Origin of the sequence: Paenibacillus sp. KS-LC4 (genome assembly GCF_036894955.1) — a bacterium.
Classification (GTDB): domain Bacteria; phylum Bacillota; class Bacilli; order Paenibacillales; family Paenibacillaceae; genus Pristimantibacillus.
The window spans coordinates 3268641-3289783 of record NZ_CP145905.1 but is presented as its reverse complement, the minus strand read 5'-3'; the positions used below and the strand labels follow the sequence as shown (position 1 = coordinate 3289783).

The 21143-nt window shown below is 47.2% G+C and carries 17 protein-coding genes and 1 pseudogene; 16 read left to right on the top strand and 2 right to left on the bottom strand.

Translation table 11 applies throughout. The features are described from left to right. The 15 genes and pseudogenes from V5J77_RS13800 to V5J77_RS13730 all read left to right on the top strand — a co-directional run bounded on the left by V5J77_RS13800 (position 1) and on the right by V5J77_RS13730 (position 16557). Positions 1–1092: an endospore germination permease gene (locus V5J77_RS13800; RefSeq protein ID WP_338551424.1), complete on the top strand. Its 1092-nt coding sequence runs from the start codon at positions 1–3 to the stop codon at positions 1090–1092. Continuing rightward, positions 1089–2564 carry a spore germination protein gene (locus V5J77_RS13795; protein ID WP_338551423.1) on the top strand — a complete coding sequence of 492 codons (1476 nt, stop codon included), beginning with the start codon at positions 1089–1091 and terminating at the stop codon, positions 2562–2564. Before V5J77_RS13800 ends, V5J77_RS13795 begins: the two co-directional genes overlap by 4 nt. 1 nt (position 2565) lies before the next feature. Next, positions 2566–3714 (top strand): Ger(x)C family spore germination protein, encoded by a 1149-nt coding sequence (locus tag V5J77_RS13790; RefSeq protein ID WP_338551422.1) that lies wholly within the window; start codon positions 2566–2568, stop codon positions 3712–3714. 117 nt (positions 3715–3831) lie between these two features. Next, positions 3832–4050: a cold-inducible protein YdjO-related protein gene (locus V5J77_RS13785; protein WP_338551421.1), complete on the top strand. Its 219-nt coding sequence runs from the start codon at positions 3832–3834 to the stop codon at positions 4048–4050. A gap of 83 nt (positions 4051–4133) precedes the next feature. Beyond that, entirely contained in the window at positions 4134–6107 is a 1974-nt protein-coding gene (locus V5J77_RS13780; RefSeq protein WP_338551420.1) for an ATP-dependent DNA helicase, read from the top strand. 371 nt (positions 6108–6478) lie between these two features. Further along, positions 6479–7909, top strand: a pseudogene (locus tag V5J77_RS13775) (spore germination protein); the annotation flags it as partial. Positions 7910–7913: 4 nt separating this feature from the next. Continuing rightward, positions 7914–9032, top strand: a complete 1119-nt coding sequence (locus tag V5J77_RS13770; protein WP_338551419.1) for a spore germination protein — start codon at positions 7914–7916, stop codon at positions 9030–9032. Next, positions 9022–10233, top strand: coding sequence for a Ger(x)C family spore germination protein (locus V5J77_RS13765; RefSeq protein WP_338551418.1), 1212 nt, complete (start codon positions 9022–9024; stop codon positions 10231–10233). The genes V5J77_RS13770 and V5J77_RS13765 overlap by 11 nt, the downstream gene beginning before the upstream one ends. Before the next feature lie 170 nt (positions 10234–10403). Further along, positions 10404–11333, top strand: coding sequence for a tyrosine-type recombinase/integrase (locus V5J77_RS13760; protein ID WP_338551417.1), 930 nt, complete (start codon positions 10404–10406; stop codon positions 11331–11333). Positions 11334–11611: 278 nt separating this feature from the next. After that, positions 11612–12154 carry a DoxX family membrane protein gene (locus V5J77_RS13755; RefSeq protein WP_338551416.1) on the top strand — a complete coding sequence of 181 codons (543 nt, stop codon included), beginning with the start codon at positions 11612–11614 and terminating at the stop codon, positions 12152–12154. Positions 12155–12401: 247 nt separating this feature from the next. Then, positions 12402–12944 carry a DoxX family membrane protein gene (locus tag V5J77_RS13750; protein ID WP_338551415.1) on the top strand — a complete coding sequence of 181 codons (543 nt, stop codon included), beginning with the start codon at positions 12402–12404 and terminating at the stop codon, positions 12942–12944. Positions 12945–13133: 189 nt separating this feature from the next. Next, on the top strand, positions 13134–13889 hold the full coding sequence (locus V5J77_RS13745; RefSeq protein WP_338551414.1) for a Crp/Fnr family transcriptional regulator: 756 nt from the start codon (positions 13134–13136) through the stop codon (positions 13887–13889). Positions 13890–14084: 195 nt separating this feature from the next. Continuing rightward, on the top strand, positions 14085–14990 hold the full coding sequence (locus V5J77_RS13740; protein WP_338551413.1) for an SDR family oxidoreductase: 906 nt from the start codon (positions 14085–14087) through the stop codon (positions 14988–14990). 72 nt (positions 14991–15062) lie between these two features. Beyond that, on the top strand, positions 15063–15998 hold the full coding sequence (locus tag V5J77_RS13735; protein WP_338551412.1) for a WYL domain-containing protein: 936 nt from the start codon (positions 15063–15065) through the stop codon (positions 15996–15998). A gap of 85 nt (positions 15999–16083) precedes the next feature. Continuing rightward, positions 16084–16557 (top strand): ferritin-like domain-containing protein, encoded by a 474-nt coding sequence (locus V5J77_RS13730; protein WP_338551411.1) that lies wholly within the window; start codon positions 16084–16086, stop codon positions 16555–16557. Between the two features lie 119 nt (positions 16558–16676). Here the strand turns inward: V5J77_RS13730 and V5J77_RS13725 are convergent, their stop codons facing one another. Beyond that, positions 16677–17519, bottom strand: coding sequence for an IS3 family transposase (locus V5J77_RS13725; protein WP_338556511.1), 843 nt, complete (start codon positions 17517–17519; stop codon positions 16677–16679). A 32-nt stretch (positions 17520–17551) separates the two neighbouring features. Continuing rightward, complete coding sequence (locus V5J77_RS13720; RefSeq protein WP_338551410.1) at positions 17552–18241, bottom strand: helix-turn-helix domain-containing protein; 690 nt, start codon at positions 18239–18241, stop codon at positions 17552–17554. A 233-nt stretch (positions 18242–18474) separates the two neighbouring features. Between V5J77_RS13720 and V5J77_RS13715 the strand changes: the two genes are divergently transcribed. Next, positions 18475–21075 (top strand): WG repeat-containing protein, encoded by a 2601-nt coding sequence (locus V5J77_RS13715; RefSeq protein ID WP_338551409.1) that lies wholly within the window; start codon positions 18475–18477, stop codon positions 21073–21075. Positions 21076–21143 lie beyond the last annotated feature (68 nt).

Here is a 21143-nt window from a genome sequence, read left to right as displayed (position 1 = left end):
ATGGTTAAGGCACTGCAGCAAGTTAGCTTCCTACAAATTTGCATGATTCTCATGATGACGGTCGGTTTAACGAATCATGTCATTGTGAATCCTTTAATTTTGGAAGCTGCGGGCAGAGATGCATGGATTTCTGTCTTGCTGACTGGTGTATGCTTTCTACCTTGGTGCATATTGCTTGTTCTATTTATGAGGAGATCCGGTCAACAGAAATTGCATCCTTGGCTGGCAGCCAAGACGAATCCGTTCATTGCTTGGCTGATGATCATTCCGATCTGTCTACAATTGCTTTTTATCGGGGGATTTACCTTGATTGATACGGTCAGATGGACCACAACCAATTATATGCCCAGTACGCCAAGATCGGTTTTAATTATCACCCTGTGTCTCGTATGCTGCTATTTTGCCATATCTGGCATACGCATGATTGCGCTCGCAGCAGGCATTATGCTTCCCATTGTCATTGTGCTTGGTTACTTTGTGGCGATAGCCAATACGCCAGAGAAGGATTATCGCCTATTGCAGCCCGTCCTTGAAAATGGCTGGCAGCCCGCCATTCATGGCATGATTTATGTTGGTGGTGGATTTGTAGAAATGATTTTGCTTCTAGCTGTTCAGCATCGAATCAAATCCCGGGTTAAGGCATGGCAGCTTCTCATTTTGGCTATTCTCTTCATTTATATTACGCTCGGGCCTATCATCGGAGGCATTGTGGAGTTCGGACATGTAGAGGCGGCGAAGCAGATGGAATCCCCTTTTGAGCAGTGGCGGCTTTTAAAATTCGGTAATATTGAGCATGTTGATTTTTTATCAGAATTTCAATGGCTGTCCGGGGCTGTTATTCGTACAAGCTTTGCGATGTTTTTATTGGGAGAATTGATTCCCTTCCCAAACAAGAAGGCGGCGCGAAGACTCATTTTACTGTTGACACTCGGCTATATTGTCTTGGGCTACATACCCATTAATGGCTACTCCTCTTACCTTTGGCTCTATCATTTTTATTTTCCCGTTTCACTGTTTGGAGTTTTGTTGCTATTGGCCATATTCCTTGCAATCGCTTTGCTGAGACGGCAGGGGAAGGGGAGCCCCGCATGAACAAAACAAAGCCTGAGCCTGCCAAGCCATGGAGCTTGCAGTCAATTTCCAACTTATTTCCGCATTCTGCAGATGTGTTAATACAGCGATTCCAATTTGATGAGGATGTGCGTTCAGAGGTCACTCTTGTTTATAGCGAAGGATTATGCGATACCTCTCAAATCGGGAAATATATTCTTCCTGATCTGGAGCAGCTTTACCGTAAAAATGGGTTTGCTCATTTGCAATCGGGCAAATTATACGGGACGCTCCCGCTTATTCCTGTAACTGCGGACGCGTTGCCCGAGCAGCTTTGCGAGTGGATTTTTCAAGGTGATTTGCTGCTTCTATTGAATGAGTCAAATACCTTATTCCGAATGACGCTCAGCCAGCACCCTCATCGTACACCGGAGGAATCGACTACAGAAGTATCAATTAAAGGGCCTAGAGATGGGTTTGTAGAGGATGTTAGCATTAATGTGGCTCTCATTCGCAAACGGATTCGCAGCCAATCTTTATGCTACGAGACGGCAACGCTTGGCAGACGAACGAGAACGAAGGTTGGTTTATTGTACATCGACGACATGATTTCGCCAGATGTGCTGCACGCGGTGCGGAATCGTTTAAATAGCATTGATGTGGATGGACTTTACAGCATTAACCAATTGGAAGAAATGCTTATGGAAGAGAAATATAGCTTGTTTCCATTGCTCGATTTTACGGGTCGTCCGGATTATGCCGTAACTAGCCTGCTGGCAGGAAGATTTATCGTTATATTGGATGGCAATCCAATGGTCTTAATTGGGCCAAGCACCTTTCTGCTCCTGCTGAAATCGCCAGAGGACTTGTATTTTAATTTTCAATACGTTTCCTTTGCGCGCTTGCTGCGCATTTTCAGCTTTTTTATTTCTATTTTGCTGCCGGGGCTGTGGATTGCGCTTTCCGCATTTCATCAGGATCAAATACCGTACAGGCTGATGGCAACGATGGCGGCTACCCGAGTTGGACTGCCTTTTTCAGGCGCATTGGAATTTTTAATTTTGCTCCTGCTGCTGGAAATATTCAGAGAGGCCGGTGTCCGTCTGCCAAGCTCCATCGGTCAAAGCTTGACCGTCATTGGTGGATTAATTATTGGAGACTCTGCTATTCGGGCAGGCTTTGTTTCGCCGAGTGTCGTCGTTGTCGGTGCTATTACGGCAGTAGCTGGAGCGACGCTCGTTAATCAGTCGTTAAGTACGACGGTGAGCGTTATCCGTTTTCTGCTGTTTATAGCGGCTTCATTACTGGGGATGTTCGGATTTATTTTAGGGATTGTTGTGCTGATTGGATATATGGGACGGCTTAGCTCCTTCGGTGTCCCATATTTGTCGCCCTATTCTCCACCTATGATGAAGGAGCTTTTTGCGGCTACGCTTCGGCTGCCCTGGGTAAAGCAGAAACAAAGGCCAGAAACATTGCATACGGTTGATTCGGACAAGCAAGGGGAAGATTAGCATGAATTTGTGGGTAAAATGGGGCCTTATCGCTGGGTTGCTGCTGCTAAGTCCAGGCTGCTTTGATTCAAAGCCGATACAAAACATGGCTTATGCTACAGCTATCGGACTGGATTATAAGGATGGACATTTTATTACTTACGCGCAGGTGCTGAATTTCTTAAATGTGGCAAAATCCGAGCAAAATGAAATAGGGAAAAACGTACCGGTATGGATCGGCCGCGGCACAGGAAGGACGGTGACAGAAGCATTGTCGTCACTATCCGAAACATCGCAGATCAGAATGTTCTGGGGGCATGTCAAAGTTGTCGTGGTGGCGGAGGAGCTTCTAAAATCGCAAGCAATTGTTCGGCAAAGCTACGAGGCCATCAATCGGTATCGCGAGGTGCGATATAATATTTTGCTCTATTCAACGAAGACGCCGATGGTAGACATCTTCAAACAAAAGTCGATTTTTAATTTGCCGGCATTGGATTCCATTTTGGATACACCCGAGGATACCCATGCACAACGCTCCAGCCTGGATCCCCAATATGGCTTCAAATTTATTGCTGAATTTAATGAGCCGGGCAATACGGCTATGATTCCTACGATTGGCATAACGAAGGAGGTATGGAGGGAGGATGCCCGTAAAATGCCAATGTTTAAAATTACGGGGGCTTATTTTATGCGGCAAAATGAAAAAATAAGCTGGTTTTCAGAAACAGAATTGCTTGGAAGAAGATGGGTGCAAAAAGAAAATAAACGCTCCGTTCTTCTCATTGGAAATAGAGAATCTCCGACGGCTAACCTCATTATTGTAAAACCGCATTACCGAATCCAGCATGTTAGGAACAACAAGCAATTGCAGTTTAAGGTTGAGCTGAAGGCGAAAGCCTTTGTGGAGGAAATGATAAAAGAGGCAACAGTAAAAGAGATGGAGGCGCTTGCGGCAAAAGCCATTCGCGATGAAATAATGGCTACCTATGAGAAAGGTGTTGCGACTCAAACGGATCTGCTAAATTTATTTGCTGTGCTTTATCGGAGTGACGCCAAGCTTTGGCATCAGCTGAATAACAGCAAACAGCTTCTATTAAACAACAATACGCTGGGCCAAATTGATGTGAAAATAACGATTTCCAATACTGGAAAATACAAAGGTAGACTGTAACATTTTTTGGGCAGATCAGGGAGGCTGGCGGGGTTGAGCGTCTTGACTAAAGCGTCAATGAAGTGATATATTATTTCAGATTGCCTGAACGTGTAAATGAAAGGGATGTAAAATATATTGGCTACGAGCGAAGACATTACGAAACCGAAATTATTACCTACCAAAATTTTGAAATGTAAAAACCCCGAATGCAAAGCGTGGGTAAGAGATGAATTCGCCTCGGCAGAGCAAACCTGCCCGTTATGCAAAGGACCGATGCTAAGAAGCATGAAGCATTTGCCAGCCGTGCAGAACAAGCCAAAGCCGCAGCCTAGAAAACCGAAATCCGACTTTTAATTACAATTTGAAAAAAAACCGCCCGAACGGCTGCGTGATTTTAACGCAGCCGTTCGGGCGTCTATTTGGAGGCGCTGCAAAGTATGACACACCATCATTATCCGTTTGATTTTGACCCGTCACAGCCTTATATGCAGCAGGCAAGCGACTGGATCGCAGATGTTTTTTACGAGAAGCTTCCCGAGGCCGGGCTTGAGCTGCGCGATGAGCAAATTTATATGGCGTTTCAACTGGAACGGGCTTATGCGGACAAGCAGACGATTTTCGCCGAGGCTGGAGTGGGTACGGGCAAAACCTTCGTCTATTTACTGTATGCCCTTAGCTATGCGCGATATACTCAGAGGCCAGCCATTATTGCCTGCGCGGATGAATCGCTCATCGAGCAATTGGTAAAGCCGGAAGGAGATATTGCTAAGCTTTCCCGTCATTTGGGGCTGACAATCGACAGCAGATTGGGAAGGTCGCCAGACCAGTATGTCTGCTTGAACAAGCTTGATGATGCACGCGGCGACGCTCAATTAGAGGGCGCTGAGCATTTTGACGACATTTACCGCAGCTTGCCGGATTTTGTTCATAAGCCGGAAACGATGCAAAGCTTTCACCCATATGGCAATCGCCGGGATTACCCTGAGCTCAGCGATGAAGTATGGAACCATGTCGGCTGGGACGTCTTTCAGGACTGTATGGTATGCAGCCGCAGACATCGCTGCGGACAGACGCTATCGCGTGATCACTACCGCAAATCGAAGGACTTAATTATTTGCTCGCATGATTTTTATATGGAGCATGTATGGACTTATGAAGCGCGCAAGCGCGAGGGACAACTGCCCTTGCTGCCGGAGCATAGCTCCGTCGTATTCGACGAAGGGCATTTACTGGAAACAGCAGCGCAGCAGGCATTAACCTATAAGCTCAATCATGCGGTATTTGAGAGCATTATTACGCGTTTGCTGGAAGGGGAAATCCGCGAATCGCTGGCGCTTGCTATAGAGGATGCAATTGTGCAAAGCGAGCAGCTATTCGATCGAATCCAGCAAAGCAGCCGCGCTGTAGCAGCGTCAGATCGCCGTGAGCTGATGTGGGACAACACACTCATACAGGAAGTAAACCGACTGCATCAGCTGCTTGATCTCATCGAGGAGGAGCTTGTATTCGAAAGCGGCTTGTTCACGCTTGATGAATATCAGCTCAAAATCGTCGAGGAGCATTTGGAGATGATTCAATACGCTCTCTCTCTGTTCCGCAAACCGGAAAAACCAATTAGCTGGGTGATGGAGGATAAGTCGGGCATTTCACTTGTGATTATGCCCAAGATGGTAAAGGAAGTGCTGGAGGAGCAGGTGTTCTCTCGCAAAATGCCGATTGTGTTTTCATCGGCTACGCTATCGGTTGACGGCTCCTTCGAATATACGATGGACAGTCTTGGCATTAAACAGGCCGAGTCGTTCTCGGTTGCTTCGCCCTATGATTATGAGAATAAAATGCGGGTGCTTGCATCCGATTCTGAGGTGCTGGATGAATTTGCGAGCCGGATGCAGGCAACGGTGAAGCTGCTTGGTGAAGCGGAGGGCGGCACGCTTATTTTGTTCCCTTCTCGTGAAGAGCTCGCTCGCTTCAAGCAGATGATGAATGATGAGCCGTTTGCCCGGCAAAGACGGTTTCTGTATGAAGGAACGTCGGAAATCAGCCATTTGATTGAGGCATTTCAAGCTGATGAGTCCAGTATATTATGTGCCGTGACGCTTTGGGAGGGACTCGACATCCCGGGGCCATCTTTATCACAGGTCATTGTATGGTCGTTGCCATTCCCTCCAAATGATCCCGTGTTTGCTGCAAGGCGTGCGGACGCCAAGCTGCCTTTCGAGGAAGTCGATATGCCTTATATGCTGCTGCGCTTAAGACAGGGCATGGGGCGTCTGATTCGTACCAGCAGCGATCATGGGACGGTTGTCATTTTTGGCGAGGAAATGCGCCAGCCGGCTGTTAAAGAGCGGATTAGAGCCATTATGCCAAAAGGCGTTAAGCTGCTGGCGTTAGAGGCGTTAAGCTCCGAATGAATATCATCCTCGTTCGTGCTAAGCAGCGCGCTTCACTGAAATAAGCTAGCCGTTCAAAGAAAGCAACCTCATTCATTAGGCGCCTTATGTTAGGATACTTTTACAAAAGTGTCCTGACATGAGGTGCTTTTTTTGTTTTTCAGCGGTTGTGGTTAAAAATAGGGAATTTAGGAAAGCCTACACTTTATTCCATTGCGCAGAAATCAAGGGGAGGGCGGTGCAGCATGAAGACATTACTAGCCTATATACCGGAATACCCCGTGTTCCTTCAGGCGCTGGCCGTGCTGATCGTTCCGCTTATACTATCCGTCGTTTTCACCTGGGCTGAGTCGGAAAGGAATTAAGTGATGGATAAGGAACACAGCATAGAGACCCGTCTAGATGTAATAAAAATGAAGCAAATGGAATATGGGGATATCAACATACGGCAGTTTGAGCTGGGGCAAACCAAGCTCAAAGCGGCTATTGTGTATTGTAATGGGCTGACGGATAGGGATCAAATTGATACTCATGTATTAAAAGCTTTAATGTCCTATACGCAAGAGCTTCAGCCGATTTCGAAGGAGCTCATTCAAAATACGCTATTGACCACAAGCGAGATTATAGATGTGGAAGCGTTAGAGGAAATGTTGTCCAAGGTACTTACAGGATTTACTGCCTTAATCGTTGATGGGATAAAAGAAATCACCTTGATCCGTGCACTTGCTGGCAAAAGCCGCACCATTGAAGAGCCTATTTCAGAAGCATTGGTGCGTGGGCCGAGGGCTGGATTTAACGAAAATATTTCTGATAATATCGCATTGCTGCGCAAGCAGGGAGAAAATAAAGACTTGTGTATGCTCAAGCTCCAGGTAGGCGAGCGGGCGAAGAAGGATCTATACATTGTTTATATGAAAGGAATTGCAAATCCTGCTTTAATTGAAGAGGTTCGCCGCCGAGTGGCAAAAATTCGCATTGATAATGTATTGGAATCGGGCTATATCGAGCAACTGATTGAAGATAATTATTTAAGCCCCTTTCCGCAAATTCAAAATACGGAGAGGCCAGATAGAGTGACAGGGGCTTTAATGGAGGGGAGGGTAGCCATTTTGCTGGATGGTACGCCATTTGCGCTAATCGCACCGGTTACCTTCAGCATGCTGCTGCAGTCGCCAGAGGATTATTATGAGCGTTGGCTGGCAGGGACACTGCTTAGAATGATGCGCTTTTTCGCTGCTATCATGGCATTGTTTGTTCCAGCAACCTATATCTCCTTTATTTCCTTTCACCCAGGCTTAATTCCAACTAAACTGGTCATTTCCATCATTGCTACGAGGGTTGGCGTGCCATTCTCATCCCTAGTAGAAGCTTTGATTATGGAAATTGCCATCGAAATATTACGGGAGGCAGGTCTAAGGCTGCCGAAGCCGATTGGACCTGCGATGGGAATCGTAGGGGGCCTCATCATCGGTGAAGCGGCTGTTCAGGCGGGAATAGTCAGCCCGATTCTCGTCATTGTAGTAGCGCTTACTGCCATTTGCTCGTTCTCGATACCGCAATATAGCACAGGCATTTCGATAAGGATGCTGCGCTTCCCAGCGATGTTCTGTGCAGCAGCCTTCGGCATGTATGGTGTAGTGTTATATGCTCTGCTGCTTGGAGCACATATAGCGAGGCTGGAAAGCTTTGGTGTTCCTTACGCCAGCCCAGCCGCGCCATATCGACTTGGGGATTGGAAGGATTTCCTCTTGCGTGCGCCGCTGCGGATGATGAAGCGGCGGCCTAAGCTGCTTTATCCACAGGATTCTACAAGAAAAAGGTGAGCCAATGAGCGGGAACCCACAGGCCAAAGGCGGCCTTCCCCAAGCGAAACTCACGACCATTCAGGTCGCGGTTATTATATCCAACTTCATGCTTGGCTCCGGCATTTTAACACTCCCCCGAGTAGCAGCGGAAAAGGTGGGAACGCCGGACGCCTGGATATCGGTGTTGTTTGGCGGCATTGTAGCGATTGTGGCAGGGGGCATAATGGCGCTTTTATCGCAAGCCTATCCCGGACAAACCTTTTATGAATACAGCCGAAAAATAATGGGGGCGTGGCTGGGACATTTACTAGGTCCCATTATCATTTTATATTTTGCCGCGACTGCCGCGTTCCAAGTTCGTTCATTAACCGAGGTTTCTGGCTTTATATTATTAGAGGGCACGCCTCGATGGGCGATGGCCTCTGTATTTATGTGGGTGGGGCTGTATTTAATGCTGGGTGGAATTGGGGCTATTGCCCGCCTCTTTGAATTGATTTTACCACTGACTATTTTCATTTATTTACTCGTAACCTTAATGGGGTTCACCATATTTGATTTGGATAATTTGCGTCCTGTATTAGGACAGGGAATTTGGCCTGTTCTTAAAGGGGTTCAGACGACCTCACTCGCCTTTACTGGTTTTGAGGTCATTCTTATGTTAACAGCTAATATGACAAATCCACGTCAAAATATTAAAGCGGTGACTATAGGAATAGCGGTTCCGCTCGTCATTTATATTGTGACTGTTTTTATGGTCATTGGCGCGTTGTCCGTAGATGGCACCTTAACGAGAAACTGGCCGACCCTTGATCTGGCTCGAAGCTTCGAATTGTCGGGGCTCATTTTTGAACGCTTTGAATTTTTGCTGCTGCTTATTTGGATTATGCAAATTTTCTCTAGCTTCACTACCGCTTTTTATTTTTCAGCTTTGGGCATTGCCCAGCTTTATAATCGCAAAATGAAAACATGCCTGTATGGGCTGCTTCCATTTGTTTATATATTCGTGGCCGTTCCGAAAAAGCTAGACGACGTATTTACATTAGGAGATTGGATTGGAAAAGTCGCGCTGTATTTGTTTGGGGTCGTTCCGATTATTTTATTGATGGTGACGAAATGGAGGTCGAGCAAGCATGCATATTAGCCATATAGTCAAGCGCTCGCTTCTGATTGCGGTTTGTGCAGTCGTTTTGCCCCTGCAAACGGGCTGCTGGAGCAAGGATGAGATTGAGGATCAGAGCATCTATGTCGGTATGGGGCTAGATCCAGCGAGTGAGACAGAGCTTGAGAAAAAATTACGCAGCATGGGAAGCGACTACCTCAAACGCAAGCTGCTCACGTATACGCTGCAAATTATAAATGTACAATCTGAGAGCCAGCATAGCGGGGGACAGGCTCCGACATCGCAAAAGCCCTATTACAATATTTCTGAGACGGGAGACTCTATGTTTCAGCTCATTCGGGAGTTTGCGACGCGCATGGAGCGACCGGTTATAGGTCATCATTTAAAGGTCATTGTCATTAATGAGAAGCTTTTGCGAAAATATAGCATGAATGAGCTGCTTGATTTTTTTCTGCGAGACAATGATATTCGGCCAAGCTGTCTCGTCCTGATCAGTAAAGGGAGTGCACGCAGCTCATTGGTCGCGAAGGACAAAGCTATTATTCCATCCTTTCGGCTTGCGGGACTTGTGGATAATCGTTATCGCTCCTTGAATATTTTAGAGCCGATGACATTATCAAAGCTGGAGGGCAAGATGTATGGCGAGCAAAGCTACTTACTGCAAAATATTATTGCCGCAGAGGGGGAGGTCAAATTTTCCGGTGGAGCCGTTATTAAAGGCAAAACGCAAAAAATACAAGGTCTTTTGACCGAAGAGGAAACAACGGGTTGTGTTTGGCTAACGGGAAAGGGAGAAGGCGGATTAGTTAAAAGCTATTATGAGGACAGCCATCAGCCGATCGTTTATGAGGTCAAAAGCATGAAGAGCGACATTGATGCCAAAGTAGCAGGAGACCAAATTTCCTTTCACATTAGCATAAAGTCACAGGGACGGCTGATCGAGGAATGGTTGAACAATAATGAACCGATAGATCCGGCCTTCAAGAAGCAGGCAGAGGAAGGTGCTCAGAAAGAGGTGCGAAGGCTGACGGACAAAGCATTGAAAAAGGTTCAGCAGAAATATGGAACGGATGTGCTTGGCCTCGGCAAGCAGTTTAGCATTCAGCATCCTCGCATGTGGGAGAAGATAAAGGGCCGTTGGGAGGAGCTGTTTCCCGAAATTCCAATAACGGTAAGCATCGAAATGGAAATAACCGAATATGGGGGTAAAATCACGCGTTAATGCCGGAAAAAGCGTCCGTTTGCGTAAATTTAATCGTCAAAAAAACTGCGTGAAATACATATTTCACGCAGTTTCACTTTACGGGCATTATATTTATCAGCTATGATAAGGAATATATCAAATTTAAGCTTTAAAAGCTTGCATTTGAGGAGCTGGAGGTAGCAAGCAGCATGTGGCAGCATGAAATTATGGATACGTACACGCAGGAGTTGGAGCTGTTCTCCGTTTGGATGAAAAACAAAGGGATGACGGCAGCGACGCAGCGGGCGTACTTAAGTGACACACGGCATTTTTTACATATGGTACATCCGAAGGCGCTTGATCAGGTTGGGAAATTAGACATGGTGCGATTTATGTCGGCATGTCGTGAAAAAGGGGCAGGGGATGAAGCGCGCAATCGCAAGCTCTCCTCCTTGCGTTCCTTTTATAAGGCGCTAATCGAGCTGGAGGCTCTCAGAGTTAATCCAGCTGCACTTATTGCCAAGTCAAAGCAAGAGAAGGGGCGCATCCCTGTCTATTTGGAGGAGGGTGAGCTGGAGCAGCTTGTTGCTGCGATTGGCGGAAAATATTATGAGCGTAATCTCGCGATTATGCTGCTCATGTGCTATGCGGGGCTGCGGGTTGGTGAGGTGCATCGACTGGACATGCAGCATTTTCACTCCGACGGCTCCCTACATATTTTAGGAAAAGGGCGGAAATGGCGAGTTGTCCCGCTGCCAGAGCCGTTACAGGAGGTGCTTCGCCGGGCGATAGAGGTGCGAAAAACACCAGGGCACCTGAAGGAACAGGCGATGTTCGTCTCGCAATTTGGCAGGCGGCTGTCTATTCGCATGATTCAGACCGTTGCGGATGACACGATTGGACTGATGAAGAAAAAGCTGCCCGAGCTTGAGGGCAAAAAGCTTTCCAGTCATAAGCTAAGACATTCCTTTGCGACACTGCAAATTCGCAGCGGTACGGATATTCGTACGTTGCAGGAGCTTATGGGTCATGCGAGTATAGCGACGACGCAAATTTATACGCATATAGACAATAAACAACTGCAAAATGCGATGAATAATATTGCGGATAAAATGAAGATTGGCAGCAGAAAAGCTTAGCCGATGGGCATAGCGCAAGAGAGGAAGCGTTGCATCGTTGATGCGGCGTTTTTTGTGTGTGAGGATGTCGGTTGAAAATGAGCCGCTTATAGCTGTCTGTTTTTGCAGCTTATGTTTACATAATTAAAATTATGAAACTTTTAATTAATTGCCTCAAATTTAATTAAAAGTCAACAAAATTCAATTTGATCAATTTTTAATAAAAATACATACATTATTCATAATTTCCTATATAATGAAATTGCTCGACGAAATTAGACGAAAGGAGGTTAATGGTGATGGTATTAACATGGATGAAGGAGAGCCGGATTGCGGCGGGTATTTTTATGTTTCTTCGCTTGTATATTGGGACAAAGTGGCTTTTGGCGGGCTGGAGCAAGCTGACTGGAGAAGGTTTTAGCTCGGCGGGCTTTATAGCGAATGCTGTCGAAAAACCGATTATGGATAATGCGACAGGCCAGCTTGTTTATCCAGTATACACGGGATTTTTGGAGAATTTCGCCTTGCCCAACGTAGGCCTATTTAATCTGATTATTCCCATTGGTGAATTTCTTGTGGGCCTGGGACTAATTGTAGGCGCATTTACTACAACGGCCGTATTGTTCGGATTGCTCATGAATTTCATGTATTTATTTGCAGGCGCTATATCCATCAATCCTTGGATGGTGCTGCTCGGTGGCATTATTCTAATTGGAGGAGCCAATGCGGGCAAGTTCGGGCTGGATTATTTCATTTTGCCCTATTTGAAAACTATCTATCAGCGTATCGCTGGGAAAAGCTTGAGAGATGGAGAAAGTCCGTTTAAGCCGACACCAGGCTAGCGGTCTGCCTCATTGTTCCAGCCAGTTGCTCTGCGCCACTTACATAATCAGCAACATCCTGACACTTGGATCAAAGGTGGCGCAGTGACTGTCAAGCCTAGTGTATGCGTTCAAATAAACGACACAAATAGACGGTATTAGCCAATCTTTTTGTTTGTTGTGAAAAAAATCACATATTAATGATCGCTCATCCCTTATGATAAAGACAGAAACAAACAACACATAAACACTTAAGGAGTGAGTGGTCATGTTATACAAATGGCTGAGAGAAAATCGAATTGCGGCAGGTGCGCTGTTGCTGCTTAGACTATATGTCGGGTATCACTGGCTGGAATCGGGCTGGGGCAAGCTGACAGGCGGGGGCTTCGATACGGCAGGATTTTTGAAAAATGCAGTTGAAAATCCAGTAGCTGACCGGGCAACAGGCCTCGCTGTCTATCCAACGTATACTGCATTTATAGAGAATTTCGCACTGCCTAATGCAAAGCTGTTCAATTTTATTATCCCGCTTGGTGAATTTCTTGTAGGGTTAGGACTCATCGTTGGTGCACTGACGACAGCAGCTGTATTTTTCGGGCTTCTCATGAACTTTATGTTCCTCTTCGCTGGAACGATCTCGGTTAACCCATGGATGGTGCTGCTCGGTGTCATTATCATCGTCGGTGGCGCGAATGCTGGCAAATATGGTCTTGACTACTACGTGTTGCCTCTGTTGCGGAAATGGTATCAACGACTTGTTCATCACAAAAATGACGGAGAAAGCACAGGACTGAAGCCCTCGGCGAGATGACGCTGAGCAGGGGGACAATTAAATAAAAGCAAGCTGCATCCAGCAAATCATAGTTCTGTATGAACTGATGAGGGCTGCGATGCAGCTTTTTTGCGAAAAAAACTGCTTTTAACAATTTCCTTCCTCATTTGTATGCACAAAGACGTCATATATTGGTATGATGTACAAAACGGGAGGGGGATGAGCCAGATGAGCGCAAATAGCTCTAATGAACGAGGCAGCTTCGCTCGACCTGCTATTGCACAAGGAGAAGGTATTGCGGCCTTCTTCACCCCAGCTGATTTGGAACGTATAACTGAGCGGATGAACATGCACCGTTATGAGGCGGGCAATCATTTATTTTGGGAAGGCGATGCAGCGAGCTACCATTATTTAATTGTTTCAGGCAGAATAAAGCTGACTCGGATGATGGCGGATGGCAAAAGTCTAACGCTGTCATTTGCAAGTCACGGCGATTTTCTCGGTGAATATGGCGGTGAAGGACAACTGCTGCATGGCATGAGTGCCGAAGCAACGGAGGACGTTGTGGCTGGTCTTATCGCCTCTGACGAATTGGAGCTGCTGCTTCGTACAAATGGGAGTATGGCGGTAAGCTTTGCCAAGTGGTTAGGCATGATGCAGCAAATTAGCCATTCAAAGCTTCGGGATTTGACGCAGTTCGGCAAATTGGGCGCGCTCGCTTCGACGCTGATTCGGCTTAGCAATATGTACGGGGTGCTGCGTCCAGAAGGGCTGCACATAGATATTCGCCTGACGAACAACGAGCTTGCTGAGCTGATTGGAGCAACGCGTGAAAGTGTCAATCGCATGCTTGCCGCGCTCAAGGATGAAGAAGTAATCAAGGTCGTCCGCGGTGAAATTATTATCCTTAAGCTCGATGAGCTCCGAACTCACTGTGAATGTCCGACGGCACCGACCTGCGCGAAGGGCGTTTGCCGTCTGTAAAATAACAGCGTATGACAATCGTTAGTGGGAATGCGGGGAAAGAGGCGCACATTCCCACTAACGATTTTATTTTGCCCTTTTTATTTTTAAGCGCTTCCCCCTTCATCGTTTGAGATATATGACAGTCGTTGTCATCTAGAAAGCGTTATAATGGGCGAGACTAGAAGAAGCAAATAAAAGGGAGCGTGGCTTGTCATGAAACCATTAGCCGGAAAAGTCGCTGTTGTGGCGGGAGCGACAAGAGGAGCGGGCAGAGGGATTGCAATTGCTTTGGGCAAAGCAGGGGCTACCGTCTATTGCACAGGGCGCAGTGTGCGAGGCGGCTTGTCGAATATGAACAGGCATGAGACCATCGACGAAACGGCGGAGCTGGTTGCGGCAGCAGGGGGAGTTGGTATTGCTGTGCGTGTGGATCACACGGTGGAGTCGGAGGTTCAGGCATTGTTTGAACGGGTGACAGCCGAGCAGAACGGTCAGTTAGACTTGCTGGTGAATGATGTATGGGGCGGTGATCCATTAACCGAGTGGGGCAAGCGGTTTTGGGAGCATTCGCTGGAGAATGGGCTGCTTATGCAGCAGCGTGCTGTTTTTTCACATATGATTACAAGTTATTATGGTGCTCCGCTTATGACAGCTAGAAAACAGGGGCTTATTATTGAAGTTACCGACGGAGTAGACAACCAGTATCGCGGAAATTTGTACTATAGCTTGGCCAAAACGTCGGTTATCCATTTGGCTAAAGCGATGGCGGAGGATTTACGGCCATTTGGGGTGACGGCGGTCGCTTTGACGCCTGGTTTCCTGCGTTCGGAGGCGATGCTGGATTATTTTGGTGTAACGAAGGAAAATTGGCGTGAAGCTGCTGCCCAGGAGCCGCATTTTATAATGTCTGAAACACCTGCCTATATTGGTGGAGCGGTTGCCGCGCTCGCAGCTGATCCAGAGATACATCTCAAAACAGGGAAAGCGCTAAGCACTTGGGGGCTCTCGGAGGAATACGCGTTTGACGATGAAGGTGGCACACGCCCACATTGGGGGAACTATGCAGCTACGCTAGAAACAATTCCGATTCCGGAAGCGAGCGACGGAAAAGCGACATAATGACAGGAGGGATATCAGCTGCGGGCAGATCGATTAATTGCAATATTGCTGCTGCTGCAAAATCGCGGCAGAATGACGTCACAGGAGCTGGCTAGCCAGCTTGAAGTATCGGGAAGGACCATCCATCGCGACATGGAGGCGCTTGGTACTGCGGGCATTCCAATCGTGGCAGAGCGCGGGACGAATGGCGGCTGGATGCTTGCCGAGGGCTATCGGACAAATTTGACCGGGATGAAAAAGGAGGAAATCCAGTCGCTGCTTCTGTCCCAGCCTACGGGAATTGCCTTAGAATTAGGGATCAGCGATAACTTTGATGCTGCTTTTCAGAAGCTGATCGCCGCATTTCCGTCGATGTATCGGGAGGAAGCAGAAAAGGTGCGGCAGCGCATCCATATCGACGGGGCGGGCTGGCAGGAAGCAAGCGAGCAGGTGCCGCTTCTTCCGCTAATTCAAGAAGCGATTTGGCTGGAGCGGAAGCTGCTCCTTTCATATACGCGCGGAGCGGAGCTGGCTGAAAGGCTTGTTCAACCACTCGGGCTTGTGGCGAAAAATCATGCATGGTACCTCGTTGCTGATACGGAAGGCGGAAGGCGAACGTATCGTATTTCTCGGCTTCATGAGGCGGCTATACAAGGGGAGAGCTTCGATCGGCCGGAACGATTCGATTTAGCCTCTTACTGGCAGCAGTCCATTTCGCAGTTCAAGTCTGAGCTGCCGCGTTATCCGGCGAAAATCCGCATGAGGGCAGCAGACCTGCCCCGATTTCGTAAGCAGTGGTATGTAACGGTTACGGCAGTAGGCACTGTTAATCAGGATGAAATTAAGGTGGATGTGCTTTTCAATACACTGGAATCCGCCTGCGAAATTTTGCTTAAATTCGGTTCAACGATCGAGGCTCTTGAGCCGTTAGAGCTGCGCCAGAGGCTGCTTCAAGAGCTGCAGTCAATGATGTCGCTATATACGGACAAGCAAGAAGAAAGGATAGGTAAGCCCATTAATGGCAGTTAAGCAGTCCATTTAGCAATTGTCAACAAATGGGCTGCTCACACATATGCTGATCTAAATCATGATCTTTATTTGTGGAGGCTAGTCGATGAATTGGGTTAACTATCAATGGAGAAACTCGGTGTTTATGCCAGTATGGGCAACAACCCCGCAGCATGCGTTAACGTTAATTAAAGAAGCTGTACAAGGGGAACGAAATGATGAGTTGTTCTATGATGAGCTCATTAGGCTTGCGCCGAATGCCGAGCAGGCAGGGATCATTATGTCTATTCGCAATGATGAGCGCAGCCACAACCAAATGTTTCGCGGAATTTACAGGCAGCTTACCGGTCAGGAAATTACCGGAGTCAGTAATGAGCCCCATCAGCCAGTGAGCTCCTATCTTGCCGGATTAGAGGAAGCTTTATTAGGAGAGCTTGCTGCGGTGGAAAAATATCGCAACATATGGTTCGGTTTGCCCGAAGGTATATACAGAGACACGGTTTTTGGCATTATTTTAGACGAGTTGAAGCATGCAAGCAAATATAATTATTTGATTACGTTAAATCGAACGAATGGTTAATTAGACAAAATAAAGCCGGATGCTCCTGTGAAGTGCTCCCCGTCAAGTAGACAGTCAAAAAAACAAAAAAACAGTTCAGATGGATACCTTAACTCGGATGACGTGCTAAGGTATCTTTGTTATACCGCTCTGCGGTATTCATTTGGAGACAAGCCGTCCAGACATTCCGTATAACGGTAGTTGTTATAGTAGTTCATATAACGGCGAACGGCGCTGTATAGGCTCTCATAGGCATCATACTTCGTAAGATAATAACTTTCTGACTTATACGTACCCCAAAATCGTTCAATTGGCTGGTTATCCAAGCATCGACCCACACGAGACATGCTCTTCGTAAATCCATACTTCAATTGAAGCCTTTTATACTCATGGGACGTGTACTGAAAACCTCTGTCACTCTGGATCATCGGGGACACACCTGGATTTTTGGTATACGCTTTTTTCAGCGTATCCATCACGAGTTTATTGTTGTTGGAATGACTGAGCACCCATGAAACAATGGCGTTGTCGTACAGATCTATAACAGCGCTTAAATACGCTTTACGCCCATTTCCGTATTTCAGTTCGGTTACATCCGTAGACCATTTTACATTTGGAGCAGAGGCATCAAAGTCGCGATTCATTTTATTCTCAGCCACATGGAGCGCTGTGGCACTTACGTAATGTGGCCGTTTTTTACGAATGACTGCTTTTAGCTCCAGCGCACGCATGATTCGGTAATAGCGCTTTTTGTTGTACTTCTGGTTCAGCTTTCGATTTAACTGGGTTCGCATTTGGCGATAGCCCAAAATCCCATCTCGCTTTTCATAATGACGCTTCACTTCTTTAGCAAGCATACGTGCTTCACGTTCTTTGGCAGAAGGTGTCCACTTTAACCACTTGTAGTAGGCAGATCGAGCCACACTAGCTAACGCGCATAATGCTGCAATCGCGTATCCTTTCTCAACGTATAGTTCTTGTATCGCTTGATACCGCTGTACATGTCGAACCAGCGTTAACGTGGTTTTCGTCGCTCGATCTCTGCCAACTTTTTTGCGAAGGCATTCTCCATCTCTAGGTATTCATTTCGGGCTTCTAGTTCTTTGATCCGTAGCTTGAGTCGTTCTTGCTCGCCGAGTTCTTCTACAGGCTTTTTACGTCCCCGACCATCCTGAAGGGCTCCTTCTTGACCTGCTTGGTATTTTCGTACCCATGCATATACCTGTTGATAAGATACACCAAACTTCTCCATCGCTTTTGAATAATCCAAGTCATGAGCCAGCGTATATTGTGCGATTTCAATCCGTTCTTCAAGCGTTGTCTTACGTCCTTTGTTCATAGGAGATCGTCCTTTCCCTTTACGCGCAGGTTTCCATTTGATCTCCTCAGTATACTTGGTTAGCCATTTCGACAACACACTTCTGCTTGAAATATGATATTTTTCTGTTGCGGCAGTTAAGGATAAACGACCAGACACAACATCCTGGATTGCATCAAGCTTCAATTCCTTGGCATACGTTTTCCACGTTTTCGATTCCGTTAACCCGTCCAATCCATGTGCGCTATATTTTCTGATCCAATCCTTGACTGAGTCCTGGCTCACCCCCATGTGTTTAGCCTCAGCATTTGGGTTGGAACGGTAATCCAGACATCGTTGTACAATTTGTAGTTTGATTTCTAAAGGAACAGGACTTCTTTTTGACATGAGAAAAACCCCCATCATGAGTAGACGTAGAAATTTTTGTTTTTTCTACTGTCTACTATGATGGGAGCGTACCACTGATAGGGAATGTCCCGGCTTTATTTTGTTTACATAATAAATAATATGTCTTCTTATATCATTGACATTCGTGAACGCGATCATATTCCTTTTTCTCCTGCATATGTTTAGTTTGTTAAGGATAAATTCCAGTCGTATACGGGTGGGGTGTGAGGATCATGAATACGGATGACATGCAGTGGGTGCGATTGGCTGCCGCTCACTTGCCAGTTGGAGCGGAGCTGGCTGAAATTTCGTGCCCGTCTCCACATTATGCAGTTGTAGTGGCGGATTTTAATGGGGACGGTTGCCCCGAGGTAGCAGCGGTGTATCGTTTGAATAACGAATATTATGTTATGATTTTGCAGCATTGTCAGTTTGGCTGGGTGATAGGCGCTTGTGTGAAAGGAAGCGGGTACGGCGTAACGGTAATGACTGCCGCCCCTGTAACTAGCTATCTATGCTGTAATTTAATCATTGGCTGGCAGATTGGGGCAATTTGGTCCACGCTTTCGGTGTATGCTTACAGCAATTTCAAGCTTTGCCCTGTACTGCCGGATGGCATCAATTTCAGCTATGTGGATGTGGAGGATATGCCGGGACCAGCGGGAAGAGATGGGCAGGCCGAACTGGCATTGTGGGCACATGACACGGGGGAAGCGTATGATGTCCATGTCATGCGCTGGTCGAAAGGAATGCTTGTTCCGGCGCAAGATGTCTATCCTTATTACTTCTGCAAAGTCGTCCATTATTATGAGCGAATGGTAGCTGAGCAGCCGGATTTTGGCTTCTACTGGTTTCATCTTGCAGATGCGCAGTTTAAAGCGTGCCAGTTGCAGGCGGCGCTTGCCTCTGTCCACAAGGCGCTTAGCTTTCCTGAGCCTTATCCATCCCTTGAGGTGCTGAAGCAATTAAAGCATGCCATCATATTGGCTAATGGCAGAGGAGAGGCAGGCACAGAGGCGGCCCAGCAAGCAACAGGAATGACTGCCGACATGGACGTCATGGATCACGCTGGAACGCAATATGCAGAAGCTGCATTGGAAACAGGGGAAATGGAGCATGCTCGCCGAGCCGTACTGCTTCCGGCAGCAGTAAAGACGACGAGCGGAACAAAATGGGGTTATATCGACGCAAAAGGAAGCTTCGTCATTGCGCCGCAATACAGCAGTGCGGATGCTTTTCAGCCAAATGGGCTCGCTGTCGTGCAGTCAGGCAACAAGAGCGGTCTAATTGACATGTCAGGTGCTTTCCGGATTCAGCCGATCTATGATTTTATTGGCCTATTCTCGGAAGGCCGGGCGGTCATCATAGATAGCGCAGGCTTTAAAATCATTGATGAGCGAGGGAATGTTCTTACCCCTAAGGCCTATTCATACATTTCTGCGTTTGCAGATGAACGGGCGATGTTCTATGTCATGAATGAAGCCGACAGCAGCTCCAAATATGGGTACTTGGATCGTAAAGGGGCGGAGGTTATACCGGCACAGTTCGAAAGCGCCGGCGATTTTGCGAAAGGAAAAGTCGTCGTCAAGCTGCATGAGCAGGCCTTTGCGCTAATTGATCGAAACGGACGCAAGCTTGCCGAATACCCGTTTTATGATGTGGGCCAGCTTGGGGAAGGGCTGCTTTCCTATCAGCCAGAGCAAAATGGCAAATACGGGTACATCAATGAGCGCGGCCAATCGGTCATTTATCCGGCGTTTACGTCAGCTATGCCGTTTCAGGATGGCCGGGCCATTGTGAATACAGCGGAGGATTTTGGCGCGCTGTATGGCGTCATTGACAAGCGGGGCGGCTATGTCGTTCAGCCAGCCTATAATGATATTCGCCAGCTTGGCGAGCAGCGATTGGCGCTTGGAAAGGCGAGAAACGCCGATCAGCCGTATCTGGGCTCCCTTTATGCCATTGCAGATCATGACGGCAAGCTGCTGACGGATTATTTTTTCACGGATGTGTCGGATTATAAATATGGGCTGGCCTCCGTTACTGACGGGAAGCAGACCTATTTTATTAATACGAAGGGACAGCCCGCTCCGGGGTATCCTCGGCTGTCTGGCAGAGGCGTGTTAACGATCATAGATGGCGTTGTGCAGGCGATTGTCGATAACCGCGAGTCCTATTATACGCGCAGCGGACGCCTTATTTGGCAAAGCAATACGGTTATTCCGCTGCGAGTCCCCCTTCGAGTCAAGGAACATAAATATAAACCGAACGTTGATTATTTAGTGTATTATCCAAGCGTAGAGGGCATGGTCAATCAAGCGGCACAGCAGCAGGTAAACCGCCGGCTTGCGGAGCTGTCTCAGGTGAAGCCGATCCCGGCGAATGTGCAGCTGGAGTATTCGTATGACGGTGATTTTGATGTCACCTGGTTTCACAAAAACCTGCTCGTCCTGCAGTTAAACGGCTATCATTTCCCGTTTGGGGCTGCACATGGCATGCCGACTATGATTTACAGCCACATCAATGTCATCGACGGGTCCATGTACGAGCTGAGAAATCTGTTCCAGCCAGGAAGCAATTATGTACAGGTGCTGAGCGATATCGTTGGCGAGCAAATTAAGAACGATCCTCAGTATAGCTATGTGTTCCCAGATACGTATACCGGAATAAAACCGGATCAGCCTTTTTATGTAACGGAGGATGCGCTGCATCTTTATTTCAATCCGTATGATATTGCGCCATATGCTGCCGGGTTCCCGACATTCCGCATTCCTTATGCCCAAATACGCTCCATTATTGCGACAGAAGGCGCTTTCTGGCGATCCTTTCATTGAAGCTAGAGGCTTTTATAGCATAATGGTCGCGCAAGCGGGGAGCATGCTATAATAGCAGGAAGGACTAC

Bases quoted from the DNA above. Each gene is read 5' to 3' on its own strand.
- V5J77_RS13745 (WP_338551414.1), top strand. From the start codon at position 13,134: ATGAGCGCAAATAGCTCTAATGAACGAGGCAGCTTCGCTCGACCTGCT.
- V5J77_RS13800 (WP_338551424.1), top strand. From the start codon at position 1: ATGGTTAAGGCACTGCAGCAAGTTAGCTTCCTACAAATTTGCATGATT.
- V5J77_RS13740 (WP_338551413.1), top strand. From the start codon at position 14,085: ATGAAACCATTAGCCGGAAAAGTCGCTGTTGTGGCGGGAGCGACAAGA.
- V5J77_RS13720 (WP_338551410.1), bottom strand. From the start codon at position 18,241: ATGTCAAAAAGAAGTCCTGTTCCTTTAGAAATCAAACTACAAATTGTA.
- V5J77_RS13780 (WP_338551420.1), top strand. From the start codon at position 4,134: ATGACACACCATCATTATCCGTTTGATTTTGACCCGTCACAGCCTTAT.
- V5J77_RS13755 (WP_338551416.1), top strand. From the start codon at position 11,612: ATGGTATTAACATGGATGAAGGAGAGCCGGATTGCGGCGGGTATTTTT.
- V5J77_RS13750 (WP_338551415.1), top strand. From the start codon at position 12,402: ATGTTATACAAATGGCTGAGAGAAAATCGAATTGCGGCAGGTGCGCTG.
- V5J77_RS13730 (WP_338551411.1), top strand. From the start codon at position 16,084: ATGAATTGGGTTAACTATCAATGGAGAAACTCGGTGTTTATGCCAGTA.
- V5J77_RS13790 (WP_338551422.1), top strand. From the start codon at position 2,566: ATGAATTTGTGGGTAAAATGGGGCCTTATCGCTGGGTTGCTGCTGCTA.
- V5J77_RS13770 (WP_338551419.1), top strand. From the start codon at position 7,914: ATGAGCGGGAACCCACAGGCCAAAGGCGGCCTTCCCCAAGCGAAACTC.
- V5J77_RS13765 (WP_338551418.1), top strand. From the start codon at position 9,022: ATGCATATTAGCCATATAGTCAAGCGCTCGCTTCTGATTGCGGTTTGT.
- V5J77_RS13760 (WP_338551417.1), top strand. From the start codon at position 10,404: ATGTGGCAGCATGAAATTATGGATACGTACACGCAGGAGTTGGAGCTG.
- V5J77_RS13795 (WP_338551423.1), top strand. From the start codon at position 1,089: ATGAACAAAACAAAGCCTGAGCCTGCCAAGCCATGGAGCTTGCAGTCA.
- V5J77_RS13735 (WP_338551412.1), top strand. From the start codon at position 15,063: ATGACGTCACAGGAGCTGGCTAGCCAGCTTGAAGTATCGGGAAGGACC.
- V5J77_RS13715 (WP_338551409.1), top strand. From the start codon at position 18,475: ATGAATACGGATGACATGCAGTGGGTGCGATTGGCTGCCGCTCACTTG.